We start from the raw sequence: 21,350 nt of genomic DNA, 5'->3' as shown, positions 1-21,350 counted from the left end.
CGCGTTAACCGTGTTGTTTGATTGATCAAGTTCATTGAATGAGGGCGCCATGGGCATCCGCACATACTCCGCCGCTTTCGACGGCGCGCAGGCGCGACTGGTGGATGTTCAGGTCCAGATCGCTGGCGGCATGCCGAACTTCATGATTGTGGGTCTGGCGGACAAGGCGGTCGCGGAAAGCCGTGAACGGGTCCGCGCCGCGTTCGCCGCCGTTGGTCTGTCACTGCCCTCCAAGCGCCTGATCGTCAATCTCGCGCCCGCCGACCGCCCCAAAGAGGGCGCCCATTACGATCTGCCCATCGCGCTGGGCCTGATGGCCGCAATGGGAGTCTTGCCGGTGGATATGCTGGCCGAACATCTGGTGATGGGTGAGTTGGGGCTCGATGGCGGATTGTCGCCCTCGCCCGGCGCCCTGCCCGCCGCCATGCTGGCGCAAGAAAAGGATCTGGGCTTCATCTGTCCGGAAAGCTGCGGGCCGGAAGCCGCCTGGGCCGGCGGGGAGCTGCCCATTCTGGCGCCGGCTTCACTCATCCAGCTGGTCAATCATTTCAAGGGCGGACAAGTGCTGTCCCGGCCCGCGCCCGGCGATCTCATAGAAGCCGATCCCTGCCGGGATTTGCGCGATGTTCGCGGACAGGAAACCGCCAAGCGCGCGCTCGAGGTCGCCGCCGCCGGCGGACACAATCTGCTCATGGTCGGGCCGCCCGGCGCTGGAAAATCCATGCTGGCCTCGCGCGCGCCGGGCCTGTTGCCGCCCCTCACGTCTTCGGAATTACTGGAAGTGTCGATGGTGCAATCTGTGGCGGGTCTGCTGGAACGCGGGCGCCTGTCGCGCAATCGCCCGTTTCGCGCCCCGCATCATTCCGCCTCCATGGCGGCGATGGTGGGCGGCGGCACACGCATTCGCCCCGGGGAGGCGTCCCTGGCCCATCACGGGGTTCTGTTCCTGGATGAATTGCCCGAGTTTCATCCCCAGGTGCTCGACAGTCTGCGCCAGCCGCTGGAAACAGGCGAAATCGCCGTGGCGCGCGCCAATGCCCGCATCACCTACCCCGCCCGGTTTCAACTGATCGCGGCCATGAATCCGTGCCGATGCGGCTGGGCCGGCGAGAACGGACAGGCCTGTGCGCGCGGCCCCAAATGCGCCCAGAGCTATCAGGCACGCGTCTCCGGCCCGATGATGGACCGGATCGACCTGCAAATCGACATACCCCCCGTCACGCCTGCGGACCTGGCTTTGCCGCCTGCGCCTGAAGGCACGGCCGAAGCCGCGGCGCGCGTCGCCGCCGCCCGCGCCATCCAGAACGAGCGGGGCGCGCTGAACGCCCATCTGAGCGGCGAAGCCTTTGATCAATACGCCAGCCCCGACGAACCCGGCCGGGCGTTGCTGTTGCGGGCGTGCGAGGCGATGGGGCTGACCGCGCGTGGCTATCACCGCGTCCTGCGCGTGGCGCGCACCCTCGCCGACCTTGATCAGTGCGAACAGGTCCGCCGCATCCATGTGGCCGAGGCGCTGAGCGCCCGGCGCGCCGCTTCGCAGGGACAGGCGATCTCCACCCCCGCCGCGCTGAAAAGCGCCCCTTCGGTTTCGACGCTTCGTTAACGCGCTGCGCGTAAACAGGGTTCATGGAGCGTGAATGGGACACCGCAGCCGAAGACCCCCATCACCAGCGCAGTCTTCTGGACGCGATGGCGGAGCTGGTGCTTGCACGGGATTCATCAGGGCGGGTGACCGAAGTCAACGCCGCGTTCCTCAAGGCGTTTGGCGGCGCCCGCTCTGACTGGATCGGACGCTGGTTCGCTGTCGCTCCAGCCCCCAGCATGCCAGGTCAGGCCCGCCGCTATGACGCCGCCATGCGCACGCGGGCTGGCGCAGCCTGGATTGAATGGTCGGAAACCACGCTGGAAAACGGCGGCACGATCGCGATCGGACGCGATGTCAGCGACGAACGCCGCGAGCGCGCCGAAGCCAGCGAGGCTGCAGCGGGGAAATCGGTCTTCTTCGCTTCGGTCACCCATGAGTTACGCACGCCATTATCGGGCGCGCTCGGGGCCGCGGCGTTGCTCAAAGACAGTGGTCTGCATCCCGATCAGGCCGCCTATCTGGAAGCGGTTCGGTCCAGCGCCCAGCATGCGCTGAACCTGATTGACGATATTCTGGACCTGTCGCGTCTGGAGGCCGGACGCCTGACCTTGCGCGCCGAACCGGTCGATTTGCGCAGCCTGATCGAGGATGCGTGCGAGATTCTCTCCACCCGCGCTGCGGAAAAAGGCCTGGCCCTGGCCCACGCCATCAGCGCGGACGTTCCGGCTGAAATTCGCGCCGACCCCGCCCGACTGCGGCAAATTCTGTTCAATCTGGGCGGCAACGCCGTGAAGTTCACGGAAGACGGCGGCGTGCTGGTGCAGGCGAACTATCATGAGGGTGAGCTGAGCCTCGCCTTCAAGGACACAGGGCCCGGCATCGCCAAGAGCGAACAATCAAGCCTTTTCAAACATTTCGAGCGTGGCGCAGCCGAGCACAACGCCACGCCCGGCGCCGGGTTGGGCCTGGCCATGGTCAAGCGCCTGACCGAGGCCATGGACGGGGATGTGGGCGTCAGCTCTGAACCCGGTCAGGGCGCAGTGTTCTGGACGCGGTTTCCCGCGCCCGCCCTGTCGCCGCCGCCCAGCGAGCGCCCATTGGCCGGCCGCACCATCATCATCGCCTCCGCCTCCAGCATTCGCCGCGAAGCGTTGACCCTCAAGGCGCAAGCCCTGGGCGGAGACACCCGGGAAACCGCGTCGATTTACGCCATCTCCGATCTGGCGTCCCAAACTGACGACGCCGCCACCTTGATCCTGGATGCGGACTGGGCCGACCAGGCCCCCGCGCTCAAAGCGCAGGCGCCTCACCTTCGCATTCTGGTGCTGGCTGAACCGCGCACCAAGGACCGCTTCACACACAAGGACGGCCCGCCCGGCATTGACGGCTGGCTGGTCTCGCCCGTCCGGCTCAGCTCGCTGGCCGCTTACGCGCAGGGCCTTGAGATCGAGCCTGAAGAGCCCGTCGCCCCCAAAACGCCCGACCGCGCGCTCGAAGGCCTCAATATTCTGGTGGCTGAAGATGACCCGGTGAACGCCATGATCGCGCGCACGGTCCTGACGCGTCTGGGCGCGGACGTGTCGGTGGTCGATACGGGCCGCGCAGCATTGGAAGCCGTCGCGGGCGGCCAGTTTGACGCCGCGCTTCTGGATATGCGCATGCCTGAAATGGGCGGGCTGGACGCCGCCGCCGCCATTCGCAGCCTGAAAAGCCCCGTCGCGGCGCTGCCTTTGATCGCGCTGACAGCAAACGCCACCGAAGACGACCGCGAAGCCTGCCTGACGGCCGGCATGGACGCGTTTCTGACCAAGCCCTTGCAGCCCCAGGCGCTGATCGAGACCCTCGCCGGCTTGTGCGCCCCGCAAAACCGGGCCAGTTTCGGCTAGGACCAGACGAGGGACAGCCATGACAATGGAAACAAACCCGCCAGCGCGCAGCTGGGCGCAGACCGTGCGGGTGTATTTCACCCCAGTCATGCTCTCGATGATCGTGCTGGGCTTCGCGTCCGGCCTGCCGCTCTACATGGTGTTCCAAAAGCTGTCCTACTGGCTGCGTGACGCCGGAATCGAGCGCTCCACCATCGGCTTTTTCTACTGGGTGACCCTGTCCTACACCCTGAAATTTCTCTGGGCGCCGATCATTGACCGGGTCCAGATACCGTTTCTCGACAAATTGCTGGGTCCACGCCGCTCCTGGATCGTCACCGCCATTTCCGGCACGGTCATCGCGCTGGTCATTATCTCCCAGACCGATCCCACCCAAGGCCTCGCGCCGGTCGCGATCGCCGCGTTTTTGCTCGCCTATTCCAGCGCTACGCTGGATGTGGCCATCGACGCCTGGCGTATTGAAAGCGCCCCCAATGACATGCAGGCCAATATGGCCGCCGCCTATTCGCTGGGATATCGCGTCGCCTACATGACCTCAGGTCTGGGGCTCGCCATTTCCGAATGGGCGGACTGGAACTGGTCGTTCCTGGCCATGGCGGCGGCCATGGCGCTGTCCGCCGGCCTGGTCTTCTTGATGAAGGAGCCCGCCACCGGAACCTATAAACACGCCCTGACCGGCTCCCTGCCCCAGAAAATCGTCAAGGCGGTGGTTGATCCGTTCAAGCAATTCCTGGGGCGTCTTGGCTGGTGGCTGCTTCCGGTCCTGTTGCTGATCACGCTCTACCGGATCAGTGATTTCACCATGGGGGTGATGGCCGCCCCGCTCTATTCCGATCTGGGCTTCGCGCGCGACGCCGTCGGCGGCATTCAGGGCGGACCCGGCCTGATTGCGACCATGACAGGGTTGTTCCTGGGCGGGATCGCCAGCATGCGCTTTGGCATGATGCGAGCGCTGGTGATCGGTCTCGTGATCACCCTGATCACCAATGGCGCCTATGCCTGGCTGGCGGCCACGGCAGGGCCGGACGATCTGGGCAAGCTGACAATTGCTGTCGTGGGCGACAATCTGGCCGGCGGCTTTGTGACGACGGTGTTCATCGCCTATCTGTCGAGTCTTGTGGACCCTGAGAACGCGGCGACCCAGTACGCCATGCTCAGCTCGTTTTACGCCCTCTTGCCCAAATTCATGGCCGGGTTCTCCGGCGTGCTGGCGGATTCTGTGGGCTGGGTGTGGTTCTTCATTCTGACGGCAAGCTGGACCATCCCCGCCGCCATCTTGCTGGCGCTGGTGCTGGGATGGGGGCCGACGGCGGCGAAGGGTCAGTTCAAATTCGCCGAACGCCGGACCACCGAAAACAGCCCTGAAGAGCCTGAAGGCGGCAAGGCGGAGTAATCACTCCGCCGCCTTCTCCGCCCGGTCCTCTGACAAATCATGCGCCGCCAGCGCCGCGAGCGTGAGGATGTCGTTCACGCTGGCCCCCAGGCGGGCGATCTGCACCGGCTTTTCCAGCCCCACCAGCATCGGCCCCAACACGGTGGCGCCGCCTGCGGCCCGCATCAGCTTGGTGGCGATGGAGGCGGAGTGAATGGCGGGCATGACCAGCACGTTCGCGGGGCCGGTCAGGCGCGAGAACGGATAGAGACGCCGATGATCGGGATCGAGCGCCACATCGGCGTTCATCTCGCCCTCGTATTCAAAATCCACGCTCCGCGCATCCAGATAGCTGACCGCTTTCTGGATCGCGTCCGCCCGGTCGCCGGACGGATTGCCGAAGGTGGAGTAGGACAGGAAGGCCACGCGCGGGGTGACGCCGAAGCGCTTGGCCGCCGCCGCCGTCTCCACCGCAATGTCCGCCAGCGCTTCAGGGCTCGGGAATTCAGTGACGTTGGTGTCGGCGATAAAGAGGGTCCGGCCGCGTGACAGCACGAGACTCATCCCCATCACGCGCTCGTTTTCAGCCGTGTCGAGCACCAGCTTCACATCGCCCAGCGCCTGGGCGTAATTGCGCGTCACCCCGGTGACCATGCCGTGCGCATCGCCCAGCGCGAGCATGCAGGCGGCGAAGACGTTGCGATCATTATTGACCAGGCGCTGCACGTCGCGGCGCAGATAACCCTGACGCTGCAGGCGATGGAACAGGAAGTCGGCATAGTCGGCGTTTTTGTCTGACAAGCGCGCATTGACGATGCGAATGGCGTCCGACTGAACGCCCAGAAGCCTCATATTCGCGTGCACGGTCTCTTCACGCCCAATCAGGATGGCTTCGCCCAGACCCTGGTTCTGGAAAGCGTAGGCGGCGCGGATGACAGACGGCTCCTCGCCTTCAGCGAATACAATCGTCTTGCGCTCGCCCGCTCGCACATCGTCCTGGATGGACTGAAGGATTGCGGCGGTGGGATCGAGCCGCCGCGCCAGCGCCGCCTTGTATTGCTCCATATCGGAGATCGGCTTGCGCGCCACGCCGGACTCCATCGCCGCTTGGGCCACATAGGGCGGCACATGGCTGATCAGGCGCGGATCGAACGGGGCGGGGATGATGTATTCCTTGCCGAAGGTCGGGCGGGCGCCGTGATAGGCGGCGGCGACCTCATCGGGCACGTCTTCGCGCGCCAGCTCGGCCAGCGCCTTGGCGGCGGCGATCTTCATCTCTTCATTGATAGTGCGCGCACGCACATCCAGCGCGCCGCGGAAGATATAGGGAAAGCCCAGCACATTGTTGACCTGATTGGGGTAATCAGACCGGCCCGTGGCCATGATCGCGTCCGAACGCGCCTCACGCACTTCTTCCGGGGTAATCTCTGGATCGGGGTTCGCCATGGCGAAAATGATCGGATCAGCCGCCATGGAGCGGACCATTTCCTTGGTCACCGCGCCCTTGACCGACAGGCCGATAAAGCAATCCGCCCCGTTCATCGCCTCATCCAGCGTCCGCGCATCCGTGTCGGCGGCATGGGCGGATTTCCACTGGTTCATGCCGTTTTCGCGGCCCTTGAAGATGACGCCCTTGGAGTCACACAGGATCGCGTTGTCGTGCTGAACGCCCATGGCCTTGAGCAATTCAAGCACGGCGATGCCGGCGGCGCCGGCGCCGTTCACGACGACTTTCAGCGCCTTGATATCCTTACCCGACAGCTCGCACGCATTGATGATCCCGGCGGCTGAGATGATCGCCGTGCCATGCTGGTCATCATGAAAGACCGGGATATCCAGAAGCTCGCGCAGCTTCTCTTCGATGATGAAGCAATCGGGACCCTTGATGTCTTCCAGATTGATGCCGCCGAAGCTGGCGCCGAACCGGCGCACGCATTCGATGAAGGCTTCAGGATCGTTTTCATCCACCTCGATATCGATGGAATCCACATCCGCAAAGCGCTTGAAGAGCACCGACTTGCCCTCCATCACCGGCTTGGACGCCATCGCGCCCAGATCGCCGAGGCCCAGAATGGCGGTGCCGTTGGAGATCACGGCGACCATATTGCCCTTGGAGGTGTAATCGTAGGCGAGGTCGGGATCCTCGGCGATCGCCTTGACCGGCGCGGCCACGCCCGGGCTGTAGGCCAGCGACAGATCGCGCTGGGTCGCCATGGGTTTGGTGGCGGTCATCGCCAGTTTTCCGGGCTTCGGGAAACGGTGGAAGTTCAGGGCTTCTTCGTCATCGACACGGGAGCGGCGGTCAGTCATGGCGGATCCGGAAAAAAGGGCGGTGGACAGGTGTGGACCTGCACACTAGCCGCTTCGCGGCGTACAGCAAATCACGCGCTGTCACACTTGCGGCGGACGACGGCGCGGTTACCTTGCGCCCATGACGTCACACGCCGATCCAACCGCCCTGAACGCCCGCGCCTTCCCGACCCCTGAGGGCGGGACGCCGATGATGGTGCAGTTTTTGGAGCTGCGCGCCGAAGCGCCGCTGGACGCCTTGCTGTTTTACCGCATGGGCGATTTCTACGAGCTGTTCTTTGACGACGCCGTGCGCGCCTCCGAAGCGCTCGACATCGCCCTGACCAAACGCGGCGAGCACCAGGGTGAACCCGTGCCCATGTGCGGCGTGCCCGTCCACAACGCCCCCGTCTATCTGTCGCGTCTGATCAAGGCGGGCTTCAAGGTCGCCGTCGGCGAGCAGATGGAAGACCCCGCCGAGGCTAAAAAGCGCGGCGCGAAATCAGTCGTGAAGCGCGGCATCACGCGCATCGTCACCCCCGGCACGCTGACCGAGGATGACCTGCTGGAAGCGCGCGCCGCCAACCGCATCGCCGCCATCGCCCGCCTCGCCACAGGCGAGTGCGCCCTGTCCTGGGCGGATGTGTCAGACGGTGAGTTCGCCAGCATGCGCGTCGGCAATGACGGGCTGGAGGCGGAACTGGCCGCGCTCAACCCGTCTGAAGTGCTGTGCTCTGACGAGGACGCCAAGCTGGCGTCAGAACTGGCGCCCCATGCGGTGATCACGCCGCGCGCTCGGGCCAAGTTTGATTCAGCCGCCGGCGACCGCCGCCTCAAGCAGCGCTTCAATGTGCAAAGTCTAGATGGGTTTGGCGCCTTCACAAAGGCCGAGCTGTCCGCCCTCGGCGCGCTTCTGGATTATCTCGAGCTGTCGCAAGCGGGCGCTCCGGCGCGCCTGCGCCCGCCGCTCAGCCTGCCGTCCGGCGCCGCGATGGTGATTGATCCTGCGGCCCGGATGAGCCTTGAGATCGATCGCACGCTGCAGGGCTCGCGCAAGGGCTCGCTCATCGACGCCATCGACCGCACTCTGACGGCGCCCGGCGCGCGTCTGCTGGCGGACCGGCTGGCGCGCCCGTCCATGTCCCTGACCGAAATTCAGAACCGGCTCGACGCGGCGCACTTCTTTTTGAAGAACCGAAGCTTGCGCGAGCAGACGCGCGACAGGCTGAAAGCCGCGGGAGATCCGGCGCGCTGCCTGTCACGGTTGCTTCTGGGCCGCGGCGGGCCGCGCGACCTGGCGCAATTGAGCCGGGCGCTGAAAGAAGGCGAAAAGCTGATCGCCGGATTCGCCAAGGATCCGCTGAACGCCCCGCCAGCGCCGATCAACCGGGCGCTCGACGCCCTGTCGCTGGCGCAAAATCCTGAATTGGCGCGCCTGGTGCAGGAGACACAACAAGCTCTCGTCGCAGAGCCGCCGCTTCTGGCGCGTGATGGCGGCTTCGTCGCGCCGGGCTGGACCCCGGCGCTCGATGAAGCGCGCGGACTGAGAGATGAATCGCGCCGCGTGGTGGCGGGTCTGCAAGCCACTTACGCCCAGCAGTCCGGCGTTAGCGCGCTAAAGGTGAAGCACAACAATGTGCTGGGCTATTTCATCGAGGTCAGCGCGAAAAACGCCGACGCCCTGATGGGTGACACGGCTTTCATCCACCGCCAGACCATGGCGAACGCCGTACGCTTCTCGACGCCTGAGCTGGGCGAGCTGGAAGCGAAAATCGCCCAGGCTGGCGAGCGCGCCCTGGCGATGGAGCTTGAAATCTTTGACGCGTTTCGCGCGCGCGTTGAAGCGCTGGATGCGCCCATCCGACGCGCGGCCGAAGCTCTGGCAAGCCTGGACGTCGCCGCCGCCACCGCCCATTGGGCCGAGGAAACCGGCGCGGAGCGCCCACAGGTGGATGACAGCCTCGCCTTTGATATCGAGGGCGGCAAACACCCTGTCGTCGAACGCGCGCTGGAACGATCCGGCGAGGGACGCTTCACCCCCAATGGCTGCCATCTGAACGGCGCAGGCGGGGATCATCCGCGCCTGATGCTGGTCACCGGACCGAACATGGCGGGTAAATCGACCTTCCTGCGCCAGAACGCGCTGATGGCGATCCTGGCGCAGGCGGGGCTGTATGTGCCCGCAAAATCAGCGCGGATCGGGTTGGTGGACCGGCTGTTCTCGCGCGTCGGCGCAGCCGATGACCTGTCGCGCGGACGCTCGACCTTCATGGCGGAGATGATCGAGACCGCCGCCATTCTCAACCAGGCCGGGCCGCGCGCTTTGGTGATCCTCGATGAAATCGGGCGCGGCACCGCAACCTTTGACGGCCTGTCCATCGCCTGGGCGGCGGTCGAACACCTGCACGAGATCAATCGCAGCCGGGCGCTGTTCGCCACCCATTACCACGAGCTGACCCGTCTGGCCGACGAGCTGGACGCGGCGGGCAATTGCTCGCTCAAGGCCAAGGAATGGAAGGGCGATCTGATCTTCCTGCATGAGGTTCAGAAAGGCCCTGCGGATCGCTCCTACGGGGTGGAGGTCGCCAAACGCGCCGGCCTGCCTCAGGCGGCGGTGAAACGCGCCACCGAGATACTCACACGGCTGGAAAGTGATGACGCGCCAGCAGCGGCGCTCGCCGATTTGCCGCTGTTCTCAAGCCTCGCTCCTGAACCGGAATTCCGGCCCAGCGCCAGCGATGAGCGCCTGAAAGATATCGATCCTGACAGTCTGACGCCGCGCGAAGCGCTGGACGTGCTGTATGCGCTTAAAGCCTTGAGCCAAAACTCTGGCTGACGCGCCGGTCGCCCTCGCGTAGAATCAACGCCATGAGACCCACAACCCTCCCCGCCAGTCTTGATGGGCTGCGCTTGCGCGCCGAACTGTCCGCCGCCACCCGCGACGGCTGGGACAAGCCCGCCAATCGCCAGCTGGCGATGACTCGTCTCAAACGCTATCTCGAGAAAGGCCGGGCCCTGGCCCAGACGCGCCTCAATGGCGCGGAAGGCGGGCTGGAGGCGGCGCGCACCTGGTCAGGCGTGATGAACGCGGCGCTGCGCGCCCTGTTTGATTCCATCACCTCTGATTACACCGACGATCCGCTGGACGGCCTCGCCCTGTGTGCGCTGGGCGGCTATGGCGCGGGCGAATTGGCGCCGCAATCAGATATCGATCTGGTGTTTCTCACCTCAAACACGCCCCCCGACTTCGCTCAGGCGATTATCGAGCAGACCCAGTACGCGATCTGGGATAGCGGCCTGCAAATCGGCGGCGGCGCGGTGCGTACCCTCGATGAAGCCATCGCGCTCGCCCAGGACGATCTGTCTGAACGCACGGCCTTGCTCGACCTGCGCTCCATCTCGGGCGATATCCGCCTGGTGCGCCAGATGCATACGCGGTTTGACGAAGAGATCCGCATCAAGAACGACGCCGAATTCGCCGCCGCCAAACTGGCCGAGCGCGATGAGCGCGTGGATCGTCAGGGCGATAGCCGCTATGCGGTCGAGCCCAATATCAAGGACGGCAAGGGCGCGCTGCGCGACCTGCAGACCCTGCGCTGGCTGGCGCAAATCCTTTACGGAGACGATGCGCTGGAACGCTGGGTGGTGGCGGGCCTGTTCTCCATCGACGATGTGAAACGCTATCTCAGCGCGGCGGATTTCTTCTGGACCCTGCGCTTTCACCTGCACACTCTGGCCGGGCGCAAGGATGACCGGCTGACCTTTGACCTGCAGCCTGAAATCGCCCGCCGCATGGGATTTGAGGACACTGACGACCAGCTGGGCGTCGAAGCCTTCATGCGCAGCTATTTCCTGAAAGCGATTGATGTGGGCGCCCTGACCCGTCTGGTCTGCGCCAAACTCGAAGCTGAAGAGCTCAAAGACCCGCCCGGCGGGCGCTTCCTGCCTGCGGACGGCAGCGCCAGCGAAACCGAACTGACAGAGCGCGGCTTCACCTTGCATGCCGGACGGCTCGACTTCACCGATCCGCAAGCGCCGGAAACCGATCCGGTGATGATGCTGCGCCTGTTTGAAAAAGCCGCCGCGCGTCATCTGGATCTGCACCCTGACGCCGTCGCCGCCATCAGTCGCGGCCTGCGCCAGATCGATGACCGCTTCCGCACAGACCCGCGCGCCGCGCGCAGCTTTTTTGCGGTGCTGATGGACGCCGATGACCCACGCATCATCCTGCGCGCGATGACCGAGGCGGGGCTTCTGGGCGCCTATATCCCCGAGTTCGGCGACATTGTCGCCCGCACCCAGTTCAACATGTATCACCGCTTCACGGTGGACGAGCACACGCTGAACGCGCTGGGCCTGTTACGGCTGCTCGAACAGGGCAAGCTCAACGCCGACCATCCGCTGGCCAGCAAGCTGGCCCCGGAAATCCTGCATCGCCGGGCCTTGCATCTGGCGGTGCTGCTGCACGACACCGGCAAGGGCAAGGGCGATCAATGCGTTGAGGGCGGCGAGAACGCCCGCCAGGTCTGTCCGCGGCTGGGGCTTGATGATCACGAAACCGATCTCGTCGCCTGGCTGATCGAGAACCATCTGGAAATGAGCGATGTTGCCCAGCGCCGGGATCTGTCGGATCCGCGCACCGTGCTCGATTTCGCCCAGAAAGTCGGCACGATGGACCGGCTGAATCTTCTCACCATCCTGACCGTGGTGGATATTCGCGCCGTGGGTCCGGGCGTCTGGAATGGCTGGAAGGCCCAGCTGCTGCGCGATCTCTATCAGGCGACCGCCGCCGTGTTGCGCGGCGGCGAGCGCCGCGACGAGGCCGAAGCCCGCGCCCGCCTCGCTGAGCGCGCCGCCATTGCGCGCGATCACTTTCATGACGCCCTGTCGCGCATTGATCCTGAGTTCACCCGCATCTGGACTGAAGTTCTGGATACCTCGTATTGGCTGGCCTTTGGCGAAGATGACCGCTTCCGTCACGCCGCCTTCGCCCGCGCCGCCTTTGAGCGCGGACAGGCGACCAGCGTCGGCGTGCGCACCGACAAACGCCGCTCGGCCACGGAAGTCATGGTGCTGACGCCCGATCGCCACGGATTGTTCGCTGACATCGCCGGCGCGCTGTCCAGACAGGGCGCCAATGTGGTGGGGGCGCAAGTGACCACCACCTCCGACGGTCGCGCCTTTGACGTGTTCTACATTCAGGAACAGGGCGGGCGGCCCTTCGGTTGGTCAGACAGCTTCATCCAGGACCGCTTGCGCGACAGCGTCCAGGACGCCGCCGAACACGGCCTGTCTGAAGATGATGCGCGCCCGGCGCTCAAGCCGCTCAGGCGGCGCGAAGCGGCGTTCACTGTCACGCCCTCGGTCAATCTCGATCTGGAGGCGTCCGACACCGCGCTGGTCATCGAAGCGACCGGTCGTGACCGGCCTGGCCTTCTGCATGCGCTCGCCAAAACTCTGTCTGACATCGGATTGTCTCTGGAGGCCGCGCGGATTGACGGCTATGGAGAGCGCGCCGTCGACACCTTCTACGTCACTGAACAGGGCGGCAAACCCTCTGGCGACGCCCGGCTTGTGGGCATCAAGGTGCAGTTGATGAACGTTCTCTCCGACGCTGAAGACGCCGTCGCCATGCACCGCGCCAAGCAAGGCCTGGTCGCCACGCCCGCCAGCGCAGGGCGCTAGAGGATGCGATTGCTGCGCTCCTCTGCTGTTGTTGGCGGGTTCACCCTGCTCAGCCGGTTCTTCGGGGTGGCGCGCGATATCCTGCTGGCCGCCCGCCTGGGCGCCGGCCCCTTGACCGACGCCTTCTTCGTCGCCCTGACCTTCCCCAATCTCTTCCGGCGCATCTTCGCCGAAGGCGCGTTCAATTCCGCCTTCATCCCGCTCTATGCGCGCCGGCTTGAGGGCGAAGGCGCTGAGGAAGCCGATCGGTTCGCCTCTGAAGTCCTGTCGGTTCTGACTCTTTCGGTCATGGCGCTGGTCGTCCTCGCCCAAATCCTCATGCCGTGGCTCATGTATCTTCTGGGACCGGGATTCATCAGCGATCCGGGTCTGTTCGGCTTCGCCGTTCTGATGACCCAGATCACAATGCCGTACCTCTTGTGCATGTCGATGGCGGCGATGATCTCAGGCGCGCTGAACACGCACGCCCGCTTCGCCACCGCCGCCGCGGCGCCGATCCTGTTAAATGTCGTCCTGATCAGCACGCTTCTGGCGGCGCCGGGGTCGCGGGAAGATCTGGCGCTCTGGCTTTCAATGGGCGTCACCGTCTCGGGCGTGCTGCAAACCGCCTGGCTGTACTGGGCCTCTCGGCGTGCGGGCATCAAACTGACCTTTCAGGCCCCCCGCCTGACCTCGGGCGTCAAACGCCTGATCGTGCTCGGCGTGCCCGGTGCGGCGGCCGCAGGGGTGACCCATATCAACCAGCTTGTTTCGGGATCCATTGCGACGCTTCAAGAAGGCGCGCGGTCCTGGATCTACTATGCCGAGCGCCTGTATCAGCTGCCTCTGGGCGTCATCGGCATCGCCATGGGCGTCGCGCTGTTGCCCGCCCTGTCCAAGCGGCTGCGCGCCGGGGACGACGCGGGCGCCATGGGCGGCCAGAACCGGGCGATCGAGATTTCCATGGCGCTGACCCTGCCCGCCGCCGCCGCTCTGCTGGTGATCCCTGATGCGGTCGTTGCGGGCCTGTTTCAGCGCGGCGCCTTTGAGGTGTCGGACACGGCGCGCACCGCGCTGGCGCTCGCCATTTATGCGGCGGGGCTTCCGGCCTTTGTCCTGATCAAGGTCTTCTCGCCCGGCTTTTTCGCCCGCGAAGACACGCTCACTCCGATGAAATTCGCCGCCGCTTCGATGGCGGTGAACATGATTGTCGGGGTGATGCTGTTCTTTGGTCCCATGGGCTATGCAGGGCTGGCGCTGGCCACAACATTGGCGGGATGGCTCAACGCCGTCCTTCTGGGCTTCACCTTGATCCGACGCCGGCAATTCATGCCAGACGCCCGTCTCACGCACCGTTTGCCGCGCATCATTCTGGCCTGTCTGGTGATGATGGGGGCGTTGTGGGCGCTCGTCGCATACGGGGAAGCGCCCATTCTGGCCGCACTCCAAGCCTGGCTGCCGACCCCGTTGATCGCCCTCGTCTGGATGGGGCTGCTCGTGCTTTGCGGCCTCTTTGTCTTCGGCGTCAGCACGCTGGCCTTGGGCGGATTGAGACCGCAGGAGCTAATGGGCGCGCTCAAGCGCGAGCCTGCCCCAGCGGTGACCGATCAGGCCTCAGACAGCACGGACGCCTAGCGAAAACTCTAACGAACGCCTTGCGGGGAATTAACGTGCATAAACGTGGAAGGCTTTCTAGATCATATTTCGCAACATATTGCGAACTTGATTGGAAACCTCACATGCCCTCTTTTTTCTCCCGTTCATGTTGGATCAGCGCCTGCGTGGGCGCCCTTCAGATCAGTCTGGCGCCGCAGGCACACGCTGATGAGCTGGACACGGTTCTCGACCAGCTCAACAGCGCCCTCCACGCGCACTATGTCTATCCAGAGAGAGTCGATCAGGTGACGACCGAGGTCGGCGAAATCCTGAGAGCCCTTCCGGCTTCGGAGCGGGACACCCCGGAAGAACTCGCGGACGTCATGGGTCTGGCCCTGGTTGAAGCCACAGGCGACCTGCACTTTGCTCTGGGTGCGGACCGCAACTGGGTCGCCGCCTATCGCGATCAGGAGACCGGCGAGGACGAAATCTACCAGCAAGACCTTCAATGGGAGCGCAGCACCAATCACGGGCTTCACACCCTTTCAATCCTCGAAGGCAATGTCGGCTATCTGCGGTTTGACTATTTCGCCGACCCCGAGAAGGCCTATGACTCCCTTGTGGCCAGCATGCAGTTTCTCGCCCATGTGGACGCGCTGATTATAGACCTGCGCTATAATCGAGGGGGGTATATGGAGACCGGTCAGCTTCTGAGCAGCTATCTGTTTGAGAGCGATGACACCGCGACCTTCCTTGAGTTCTTCTACAATGAAGACGGTGAACGCATAGAGCGCAGCCATTGGGTGCTGCCCGCTCTGCCTGGCGAACGCCACCCGGACACGCCCGTGATGATCCTGAACGGCGCCACGACCTTCTCCGCCGCTGAATGGATGGCCTTCAGCCTTCAAGAGCTGGGCCGCGCGACCCTTGTCGGCGAAGTGACCGCCGGCGGCGCCCATCCGGTGGACCGCTTTGTGTTGAACGACGAGCTGTGGATCCAGATCCCTATCGGGCTGGTGAGCAGCCCTGTCAGCGGATCCGACTTTGAAGGCGTCGGCGTTGAGCCAGATATCGCCGTACCCGGCCGGGATGCGCTTGAGGTCGCCCATTTGCGGTTGCTGCGCGCGCTGGCCGAAACGCAGGACGAGCCGGCGCTGACCTGGCTGGAGCCAATCCTGCAAGCCCGGATCAATCCGGTTACGCTGAACGCTGAACACCTGGACCGGATTGCAGGTCGCTACGAGGGACGCGAGCTGTATCTTCAAGACGGCGATCTGTTGTATCGCTGGAATGACAGGTTCACGCTCGAATTGACGCCGCTGTCTGACACCGTCTTCGCCGTCGAAGGCGGGGATGGGTACCGGATTGAGATTATTGAGCAGAACAATGAGGTGACCGGGCTGCGCCTGGTTCAGAAAACAGGACAGACCGCCGTCTATGACCGACTCCCCTGATCTGGAGCGCGCCCTGAAAGCGCTTGACCGCACGGCCTTCATCGGACGTCGCAGTGAAGCGCTTTCGGACCTTATCCAGGACCAGTCGCAGGCTGTGTTTGACTTGGCCGGGATCACCATCCCGGTCAAATCCTGCTCGCTGATGATCGCCATCAAGGCCATGGGGCCTGCCTCGATCACCGATCTGGCCGAGGCCTTGTCCCGGTCCCACCAGGTGCTGCTGCAGAAAACCCCGCGCCTGATCAAGCTGGGACTGATCGAGAGCCGGCCCGATCCGGACAACCGCAGACGCAAGCTGTTTGAGGCGACCGCGCACGGCGCTGAACAGCTTGAACGCCTTCAAGAGATTCTGCCCCGTATCGAAGCCGCTTATGAGGATTTGGTATCTGAAACCGGCGAGATCGCAGGCGTGCTCAAGGCGGCTCTGACTGCGCTTGAAAAGACGGACCTCAAAACGCGCATGGGGCTCTAGGCCGCAATAGAACAGGCTTGCACTTGAGAGGGGGCGCGCCTCGGTCTATCACCGCGTCTTCATTCTCTGTTCTCTAGCGGAAACTCCCATGACTGACGCGACGCCCGTCTATTCCGGCCCCGAACGCATTCTGTCCGGCATGCAGCCCTCTGGCGGCCTGCATCTGGGCAATTATCTGGGCGCGCTGAAGAACTGGGTGCCGCTGCAGGATAGCGGCAAGGAGTGCTTCTTCTGCGCCGTGGACATGCACGCCATGACGGTGGAGTACGACCCCGCCGTGCTGCCTGACCGGGTGCGCGGTGTGGCCGCCGCCTATATCGCCGCCGGCGTTGACCCCAAGCGCAGCGCGATCTTCGCTCAGTCCGCCGTGCCTGAGCATGCGGAGCTGAACTGGGTGCTCCAGTGCGTGGCCCGCATGGGCTGGATGGAGCGCATGACCCAGTTCAAGGACAAGGCCGGGTCCGGCAAGGACGCCGAGCGCGCCAGCGTGGGCCTGTTCACCTATCCCGTGCTGATGGCGGCGGACATCCTGGTCTATAAAGCAACCCATGTGCCCGTCGGCGACGACCAGAAACAGCATCTGGAGCTGTCGCGCGACATCGCCGCCCGCTTCAACCGCGACTTTGGCGGCGACCAGATCATCCTGCCCCAGCCTGAACCCGTCATCATGCCGACCGGTGCGCGCGTGATGTCGCTCAAGGACGGCACGAAGAAGATGTCGAAATCCGACCCGAGCGATAATGCCCGGATCAACCTGCACGATGACGCGGACACGATCGCGCGCAAGATCAAGAAGGCGAAGACCGATCCCGAGCCCCTGCCCGAAACCGCTGAGGGTCTTAATGATCGCCCGGAAGCGAAGAACCTTGTGGGTCTGTACGCCGCGCTGACCGGCAAGTCCGTGGCCGAGGTTCTGGGCGAGTTTGGCGGCGAAGGCTTTGGCGCGTTCAAACCGAAACTGGCCGAAGCGGCGGTGGAATACATCGCTCCGGTAAGCGAGGAATACGCGCGCCTGCTTGATGACAAAGCCGAGATCGACGCAGTGCTGAAAGACGGCGCCGAGCGCGCCCGCGCCGCTGCGCAGCCTGCCATTGCGGAAATCCGCAAACTTGTGGGCTATTGGGGCGCGTAAACGCCGCAGGCTGCGCGCTTGCGCGAACGCGCGCCACGCGCCAAATCTGAACACGACCGGTTTCGGGCGGCGCCATCGGCGTCGCCCGTCTCATATGGAGAGATGACATGCTCAAACGCGCCCTCTACGCCCTCGCCCCCTTAAGCGTTCTCAGCCTCGCCGCCTGCTCGCCCGCTGAAGAGGCCCCGGCCAGCACCGAGCCGGCCGACTACGCCGTGATTGAAGGCTGGGTGCGCGCGCCTCTGGGCGGGCGGGACGTGACCGCCGGCTTTGTCACCCTCACCGCAGGCGCGCCGGGCGGCCAGCTGGTCAGCGCGACGACCGGGGAAGCGGACGCGATCGAGCTACACACCATGGCCATGGATGGCGCAGTAATGCGCATGCGCCATGTGGACGCCATCGACATTCCCGCCGGCGGCGCGGCGAGCCTCGCGCCCGGCGGCGACCATCTGATGATCTTCGGCGTGAACCCGGCTGAGCTCGAGGATGGTGAAATGAGCCTCACCCTCACTTTCGCCGACGGCGAAACCCTATCCGTCACCCTGCCTGTGCGCGACACCGCCCCAGAGCTTGATCCGGAGATGGGCGCGATGAGCCATGAGGGTCATGATATGGCCGAAGACGGTGAAACCGGAGCGTCTGAAGGTGACGGTCACTAGCGACGATATCCGGTCCTGAATGCAAAAGCCCCGGCCGATGGCCGGGGCGTAGTCGTGCCCTGATTAAAAATCAGAACATATCATGAATCTTTCCTGGACTGCGTGGCCGTATGCTGTCAGATTGACAGAAACCGTCCCAGGATAGAGCAAGTGTCTGATTCCGATTTCAAAACCCTTCGCGAACGTATTCCACTCGACGTCACCGAAGCCGCCAGATTCTTGCAGGTTTCGGAAGCGACGGCCTATCGCTATGACCGCGGCGAAACCGAGCCACGCTTCAGTGAACTTGAGCGTCTCAAAATACTCGCAGGTCCTTCACCCAGGTCTTCAGACAGGCCTGCAAAATTCAAATTCATTGATCTCTTCGCCGGGATCGGTGGTCTGCGCCAGGGATTTGAATCCATCGGTGGCGAGTGTGTGTTTACGAGCGAATGGGATAAATTCGCGGGCCAGACCTACAAGGCAAACTTTCGCGATGATCCCGAAACGCACACATTCGTCGGAGATATCCGCCCATACAGCGCATCCCCGGAATTGATCCCAGCTCACGATGTCCTGCTGGCTGGGTTCCCCTGTCAGCCATTTTCCATCGCTGGCGTGTCCAAGAAAAATGCGCTCGGCAGGGCACACGGTTTCGAATGCGAGCAGCAGGGCAATCTGTTCTTTGATGTACTCAGTATCCTCAAACACCATCGTCCTAGCGCCTTTATCCTTGAAAACGTCAAGAATCTCGAACGGCATGACAAAGGCAGGACCTTCGCGATCATCAAGGATCGGCTGGAAAACGAGCTTGGCTACAAGATCGACTGGCGTGTGATTTCTGCGCGTCCCTGGGTCCCGCAGAAACGCGAACGCATCTTCATCGTCGGCTTCCGCGAAGAGCAGGGCTTCAGCTTTGATGATTTTGACCGGATGATCCCGCCAGAGCATGAATGGCCCGTGCTTGGCGACATCCTCCAGTCCCATAACGAGGTGGATTCAAAATATACCCTGACGGCCCACCTCTGGGGATATCTCCAAGCGTACAAGGCAAAGCATAACGCCAAGGGTAATGGATTCGGCTTTGGCCTGTGTGGCCCGGAAGATGTCGCACGCACCCTGTCTGCCCGATACCACAAGGACGGATCGGAAATTCTTATCAAACAGCCGACCGGGGATCGCCCCCGGCGGCTCACACCCACCGAATGCGCTCGCCTCATGGGTTTTGAACGCGACGGGAAGGAATGGAAAATTCCTGTCTCCGATACACAGGCCTATCGCCAGTTCGGCAACTCGGTCGTTGTTCCCGCGGTTGAAGCGGTCGCCCGATATGTCGAGCCTTTCCTGCTCCGGGCCCTGGAAACTGGCCCGGCGTTCGCTCAGTCAGACAAACAGGACGAACCCATCCGGGCGCATGGCTGATATCGTTTCCAAAGCCAAACGCTCCCGGATGATGTCCGGTATCCGGGGCAAGGATACCAAGCCCGAGCTTATTGTCCGACAAGGGCTTCACGCGCGTGGTTATCGCTTCCGGCTCCACCGAAAGGACCTTCCTGGAAAGCCCGATATAGTCTTGCCGAAATATCGCGCTGTGATCTTCGTGAATGGCTGTTTCTGGCACGGCCATGATTGCCATCTCTTCAAATGGCCGAAGACGCGAGAGGAATTCTGGCGGGAGAAGATTGACCTGAATCGCAAACGAGACGCTACAAGTATCTCGGATTTACTCTCCCGAAACTGGAGAGTTCTCGTGGTATGGGAATGTGCGCTAAAAGGACGCCTCAAACAGGAACCGGATGCATTCTGGAACCTGACATCGCAGTGGCTGGACAACGGCACGCCATTCCTCGAGATCCGGAGCCCGGAACACAAAGATGATGGACAATACCCAACTGCCTATGATGGGGCGTGAAGCGGACCTTCTGAATGAGCTCTTCAAAAAAGCAGACAGAATTCTTGTAAAAAAGCTTTCAAAAAATGACCGAGACTGGGCCCGTTACAAGAACAAGCATCAGGGCGGTGTATACATTCCTTATGAAAACCGTGATGGCGGTTTCTTCCCCACCCTGGAACAGATGAACCGTGCTGATCCCACAGCAAAGCCGATCTGGCACGTTCACTTCCAAACTATCTGGCCTCAAGCCGGGCCTGTGCCAGTCACCAAGAAAACGCGCCTTGTGAATTATACCAGTAAGGGTGAAGAAACACACATGACGGGTCTGCCGCCGTCCGTGTTGTCGGAGCTGCTTCCTGCATCCTTCCTTATCATGGGTCGAATACAGGACGATAGCGAAACGGCATATGAGTGCCTGACGATTGACTCTGCCAGTGAAGAGGCCGCTTTGCTGGCAGAGATGTTTGATATTGGTCCGGATTTCCTGGTCGACGAGTTCAACCCGAAAGAGATCACGCAATCTGAACATGACCGGGTTCTGGACTTCGCTGAGCAACTCATAGCCGCCTGGCATGATGGGCGTATTGACCTGTTCGCGCGAGATCATGCTGCCATGCCTGCTACAATTGATCTCGCCAATCTCGCCCGGCAAGAGTATCTGACAAAGCAAGGCCTGACCTCACTGAACCCTTTTGAAATCGACGCCCCAGGTGATGCTCTCAGAGACATCAGCCGCAGCATCGAATGGGAGCTTTTCAGAAAGTACCAGCGCAGGGAGCGGGCCGTCGCTCTCGTCAGACTTGTCCTTGGTGACGAGCCCGTGAGCATCAGCCTGTCAGACGTCATCCGCCGGCTGGTGGATACACTCCCGGCTATTGATGCTCTTATGCTGTCTGCCACCCAGCAACGAAAAGCACGGGCTGGTTATTCATATGAACATCACATCGAAGCCATGCTGAATGATGGAGCGATACCTTTCGAAAAGCAGGTCGTTATTGCCGCAAAAAAGCGACCTGATTTCATTCTTCCATCTCTGAGTTTCATGGAAAATGAAACCCATGAAAAGAAAACCGCGCTTATTCTCAGCGCCAAAACGACGTTGCGAGAGCGCTGGAAACAGGTCGAACGGGAAAAAGCTGACCGGAACCTCTATCTAACGACGGTAGATGAGAACATTGCCGGAAATGCCATTGAGGATATGGCGTCATTCGGCGTTTGGTTGGTAATCCCCGAAGCCCTCAAGGATTCCAAAATGGCTGAATACAAAGGCCATGAAAATGTCCTGAGTTTCAGAGAGTTTTGCGATTCAGTTCTCGCGCCCAATCTTGGGGATTGGCCTGCAACTACGCTCCTTTGAATGACAAAAGC

Annotated in this window: 14 protein-coding genes; 13 read left to right on the top strand and 1 reads right to left on the bottom strand. The window is 62.9% G+C overall.

Annotated features, from left to right (window positions below):
• Positions 1-49 precede the first annotated feature (49 nt).
• The 3 genes from ACTIGF_RS06740 to ACTIGF_RS06730 are packed head-to-tail and all read left to right on the top strand — an operon-like array spanning position 50 to position 4,864.
• Positions 50-1,603, top strand: a complete 1,554-nt coding sequence (locus tag ACTIGF_RS06740) for a YifB family Mg chelatase-like AAA ATPase (RefSeq protein ID WP_439636129.1) — start codon at positions 50-52, stop codon at positions 1,601-1,603.
• A gap of 23 nt (positions 1,604-1,626) precedes the next feature.
• The gene (locus ACTIGF_RS06735; RefSeq protein WP_439636128.1) at positions 1,627-3,471 is read left to right on the top strand and encodes a response regulator; all 1,845 of its coding nucleotides are present in this window, start codon (positions 1,627-1,629) and stop codon (positions 3,469-3,471) included.
• A gap of 19 nt (positions 3,472-3,490) precedes the next feature.
• A complete protein-coding gene (locus tag ACTIGF_RS06730) occupies positions 3,491-4,864 on the top strand; it encodes an AmpG family muropeptide MFS transporter (protein ID WP_439636127.1) in 1,374 nt (457 codons plus the stop codon).
• Here ACTIGF_RS06730 and ACTIGF_RS06725 read toward each other — a convergent pair whose 3' ends face one another.
• Positions 4,865-7,153, bottom strand: a complete 2,289-nt coding sequence (locus ACTIGF_RS06725) for an NADP-dependent malic enzyme (protein ID WP_439636126.1) — start codon at positions 7,151-7,153, stop codon at positions 4,865-4,867. It abuts the gene before it with no gap.
• A 121-nt stretch (positions 7,154-7,274) separates the two neighbouring features.
• Between ACTIGF_RS06725 and mutS the strand changes: the two genes are divergently transcribed.
• The 10 genes from mutS to ACTIGF_RS06675 all read left to right on the top strand — a co-directional run bounded on the left by mutS (position 7,275) and on the right by ACTIGF_RS06675 (position 21,339).
• Positions 7,275-9,968, top strand: coding sequence for a DNA mismatch repair protein MutS (gene mutS / locus ACTIGF_RS06720; RefSeq protein WP_439636125.1), 2,694 nt, complete (start codon positions 7,275-7,277; stop codon positions 9,966-9,968).
• 32 nt (positions 9,969-10,000) lie between these two features.
• Positions 10,001-12,817: a [protein-PII] uridylyltransferase gene (locus ACTIGF_RS06715; protein ID WP_439636124.1), complete on the top strand. Its 2,817-nt coding sequence runs from the start codon at positions 10,001-10,003 to the stop codon at positions 12,815-12,817.
• A gap of 3 nt (positions 12,818-12,820) precedes the next feature.
• Complete coding sequence (murJ, locus tag ACTIGF_RS06710; protein WP_439636123.1) at positions 12,821-14,431, top strand: murein biosynthesis integral membrane protein MurJ; 1,611 nt, start codon at positions 12,821-12,823, stop codon at positions 14,429-14,431.
• A 104-nt stretch (positions 14,432-14,535) separates the two neighbouring features.
• Positions 14,536-15,846: a S41 family peptidase gene (locus ACTIGF_RS06705; RefSeq protein WP_439636122.1), complete on the top strand. Its 1,311-nt coding sequence runs from the start codon at positions 14,536-14,538 to the stop codon at positions 15,844-15,846.
• On the top strand, positions 15,830-16,318 hold the full coding sequence (locus ACTIGF_RS06700) for a MarR family winged helix-turn-helix transcriptional regulator (RefSeq protein ID WP_439636121.1): 489 nt from the start codon (positions 15,830-15,832) through the stop codon (positions 16,316-16,318). The genes ACTIGF_RS06705 and ACTIGF_RS06700 overlap by 17 nt, the downstream gene beginning before the upstream one ends.
• 88 nt (positions 16,319-16,406) lie before the next feature.
• The gene (trpS, locus tag ACTIGF_RS06695) at positions 16,407-17,450 is read left to right on the top strand and encodes a tryptophan--tRNA ligase (protein WP_439636120.1); all 1,044 of its coding nucleotides are present in this window, start codon (positions 16,407-16,409) and stop codon (positions 17,448-17,450) included.
• 107 nt (positions 17,451-17,557) lie between these two features.
• Positions 17,558-18,109 carry a copper chaperone PCu(A)C gene (locus ACTIGF_RS06690; protein WP_439636119.1) on the top strand — a complete coding sequence of 184 codons (552 nt, stop codon included), beginning with the start codon at positions 17,558-17,560 and terminating at the stop codon, positions 18,107-18,109.
• Positions 18,110-18,259: 150 nt separating this feature from the next.
• The gene (gene dcm / locus ACTIGF_RS06685; RefSeq protein WP_439636118.1) at positions 18,260-19,510 is read left to right on the top strand and encodes a DNA (cytosine-5-)-methyltransferase; all 1,251 of its coding nucleotides are present in this window, start codon (positions 18,260-18,262) and stop codon (positions 19,508-19,510) included.
• Entirely contained in the window at positions 19,503-20,000 is a 498-nt protein-coding gene (locus tag ACTIGF_RS06680) for a very short patch repair endonuclease (RefSeq protein ID WP_439636117.1), read from the top strand. Before dcm ends, ACTIGF_RS06680 begins: the two co-directional genes overlap by 8 nt.
• Complete coding sequence (locus ACTIGF_RS06675; RefSeq protein WP_439636116.1) at positions 19,963-21,339, top strand: type II restriction endonuclease; 1,377 nt, start codon at positions 19,963-19,965, stop codon at positions 21,337-21,339. Before ACTIGF_RS06680 ends, ACTIGF_RS06675 begins: the two co-directional genes overlap by 38 nt.
• Positions 21,340-21,350: the final 11 nt, after the last annotated feature.

This window comes from Oceanicaulis sp., assembly GCF_051859625.1.
Lineage (GTDB): Bacteria > Pseudomonadota > Alphaproteobacteria > Caulobacterales > Maricaulaceae > Oceanicaulis.
Note: the sequence above shows the minus strand (reverse complement) of the source record. Positions and strands in the feature narration are given on the sequence as shown.

Coding starts and splice junctions, on each gene's coding strand:
- murJ (WP_439636123.1), top strand. CDS start 12,821: ATGCGATTGCTGCGCTCCTCTGCTGTTGTTGGCGGGTTCACCCTGCTC.
- ACTIGF_RS06680 (WP_439636117.1), top strand. CDS start 19,503: ATGGCTGATATCGTTTCCAAAGCCAAACGCTCCCGGATGATGTCCGGT.
- ACTIGF_RS06675 (WP_439636116.1), top strand. CDS start 19,963: ATGATGGACAATACCCAACTGCCTATGATGGGGCGTGAAGCGGACCTT.
- ACTIGF_RS06690 (WP_439636119.1), top strand. CDS start 17,558: ATGCTCAAACGCGCCCTCTACGCCCTCGCCCCCTTAAGCGTTCTCAGC.
- ACTIGF_RS06740 (WP_439636129.1), top strand. CDS start 50: ATGGGCATCCGCACATACTCCGCCGCTTTCGACGGCGCGCAGGCGCGA.
- ACTIGF_RS06705 (WP_439636122.1), top strand. CDS start 14,536: ATGCCCTCTTTTTTCTCCCGTTCATGTTGGATCAGCGCCTGCGTGGGC.
- trpS (WP_439636120.1), top strand. CDS start 16,407: ATGACTGACGCGACGCCCGTCTATTCCGGCCCCGAACGCATTCTGTCC.
- ACTIGF_RS06730 (WP_439636127.1), top strand. CDS start 3,491: ATGACAATGGAAACAAACCCGCCAGCGCGCAGCTGGGCGCAGACCGTG.
- mutS (WP_439636125.1), top strand. CDS start 7,275: ATGACGTCACACGCCGATCCAACCGCCCTGAACGCCCGCGCCTTCCCG.
- ACTIGF_RS06725 (WP_439636126.1), bottom strand. CDS start 7,153: ATGACTGACCGCCGCTCCCGTGTCGATGACGAAGAAGCCCTGAACTTC.
- ACTIGF_RS06715 (WP_439636124.1), top strand. CDS start 10,001: ATGAGACCCACAACCCTCCCCGCCAGTCTTGATGGGCTGCGCTTGCGC.
- ACTIGF_RS06700 (WP_439636121.1), top strand. CDS start 15,830: ATGACCGACTCCCCTGATCTGGAGCGCGCCCTGAAAGCGCTTGACCGC.
- ACTIGF_RS06735 (WP_439636128.1), top strand. CDS start 1,627: ATGGAGCGTGAATGGGACACCGCAGCCGAAGACCCCCATCACCAGCGC.